This window comes from Vibrio rumoiensis 1S-45, assembly GCF_000286955.2.
GTDB classification, from domain to species: Bacteria; Pseudomonadota; Gammaproteobacteria; order Enterobacterales; family Vibrionaceae; genus Vibrio; species Vibrio rumoiensis_A.
In genome coordinates this window covers 1-2,317 of record NZ_AJYK02000098.1, presented here as the reverse complement: position 1 = coordinate 2,317, position 2,317 = coordinate 1, and the positions used below count along the sequence as shown (strand labels likewise).

Sequence of the window (2,317 nt, the reverse complement as noted above, 5' to 3'; positions counted from 1 at the left end):
TTTTTTCCGTCTATTAAATTGTTAGTAGCATAATTGACTTCGCTAAAACTTATTTTTCATTATTAGCAACTATCGGTGGTTTATGGAAACAACTAGCTTTATTTCAACAAAAGTAGCTACAAAGTTATTAAAGGCTTTAACTCAAGTACTAAAAAATAGTGTTGATAAGCGTAATAAAGAGTTGGTTAGAATCAATGATGTATTTGGTAATTGTGAGGAACTTGCTAAGTTTTACATTCAACCAGAATGTCAGCAGGTTAACCCTGCTGACGAGCTTGAAGATGAAACAATATCATCAATAAGAGCTGGAGTTTTTGAAACTATAAACAAATTCTTTAATCGGGACATTGTGACTAGAGACGGGGCAAGTCAGATGTTTGTTCTCGCCGATGCAGGAATGGGCAAAACATCTTTATTGATGATGGTTAAGTTAAGTCATTTGATGGCTTTCTGGCCGAAAAATTATGAATGTAAATTATTGAAATTAGGTGCTACGACCCTAAGTGATATCGACAAGATCGAGAACAAAAGCCAAACTGTTCTATTACTAGACTCACTCGATGAAGATACTCAGTGTAAGGAAGGCGGCACAATTGAGCGGCTTACTAAGATACTTGAAGCTACTAGCTGCTTTTATCGTGTAGTGATTACTTGCCGTACTCAATTTTTTCCTGAAACGGCAGAGTCTGCTTTTAATACAATGGGCAAAATATCATTTAATAATTATGATTGTCCGTTAGTTTATCTTTCTCTGTTTACTGATGAGCAGGTTGATGCATATTTAGACAAACGTTACCCTAGAAGCTTAAAGTACTTATTTAATCAATTTTATAACCCTAAATTACACGATGCTAAACAATCAATAAGAAGTATAGGTTCACTTCAATTTCGACCGTTCTTGTTATCGCACGTCGAGACTTTATTGGAAAGCCATCGACAAGGGGCGACAGAGTATGAGTTATATAAAGGTTTAGTTGATACATGGTTGAATCGCGAAGTCATTAAACTAAGGAAGCATCATGGTAAAAATATCAATAAGGAGGATTTGCTCAAAGCTTGTATTTGGCTAGCGGAAACGATGCAGCGACAAGGTACACATACAGTAGCTTTGAAGCACATTCAGCAATTATGTCACTGTGAATCTCATATAATTCTACTAAATGACTCAGCCGACAGGGTCATTGAAGGGATTGATCACATTGATATTGGTACTAATTCATTACTTAATCGCAATTCATACGGTGAGTTTAGGTTTTCTCACTTAAGCATTAGAGAGTTTCTAATCGTGTATGGAGTTGAACTCGGTATTCTTGTTGATAGAGGGGAGCCATTCCATAAGACCGATAATATGCTTAAGTTTATTAAAACCGTAAACAAATATAAAGTTGGACTGTTTTCTAACGAAAAAAATGGGTATTTGTTGACAGGGTTTAAGCTTTTGGAAGGTAGCCAATTGTCTGGATTTGATCTGACGTATGCATCATTGGAACAGAGTGATTTAAGGAAAGCCGTACTTAACGGTATAAAATTGGAGGGAGCAAATCTACAGGGGGCTAATTTGGATGGAGCCAACTTGGAAGGGGCCAATTTAAAAGGAGCTAATTTACAAGGGGTAAGTTTGCAGGGGGCTAACTTGCAAGGCGCAAACCTAAAAGATGCAAGTTTACATAAAGCTCTCCTTAATGGTGCCATTCTTGATAATGCAAATCTGAATGGTGCAGCGTTAACTGGTGCACAATTAACCATCTTAAAATCCTCCCAGAATAATATAACTACTCTGAAGAATGCAGACCTCAGAATGGCAGACTTAAGTGAAGCGAACTTGGAAGGCGCAGACTTAACAAAAGCTTGTTTAACAAGTGCTAAGCTTCAAGCGTCACTATGTTCACGAACAAACTTTAGTAAGGCTAGTCTTGATAGTGCAGACTTTAAAAGTTCTATATTTGTTAATGCAAATTTTGAGAAAGCTGATCTTACCCAAGCTGATTTTGGAGGCTGTGATTTTACGAATGCAAATTTACAGGGTGCAGAGTTGAGTGGTTGTGATTTAACTCAAGCTCGTTTAACCAGTTCCAATATAACTGACAGTCAACGAGGTGTGGCAATTTTTAGAAAGTATAAAAATGAAAAGCCAAATGAACTGGTAGAATAATTTAAAGTACACAAATGATTGTAACTGTACTTTCGATGGCGTTTATTAGACCTACCTCTGATTGACTGGGGATTTTTCCATTTTTTCTCATGTGTGTTGGACATGTATTTAAATTAAAGCTGTCAATCGTATATCATGCTACTAACAAATAAGGATAGGTGTCGC

General features: G+C 36.6%; 1 protein-coding gene. It reads left to right on the top strand.

All coding sequences use genetic code 11. The annotated features are described in order from the left end of the window. Positions 1–82: 82 nt before the first annotated feature. Positions 83–2,152: a pentapeptide repeat-containing protein gene (locus A1QC_RS13650; RefSeq protein WP_017024609.1), complete on the top strand. Its 2,070-nt coding sequence runs from the start codon at positions 83–85 to the stop codon at positions 2,150–2,152. The last annotated feature ends 165 nt before the right edge of the window (positions 2,153–2,317 follow it).

Coding starts and splice junctions, on each gene's coding strand:
- A1QC_RS13650 (WP_017024609.1), top strand. CDS start 83: ATGGAAACAACTAGCTTTATTTCAACAAAAGTAGCTACAAAGTTATTA.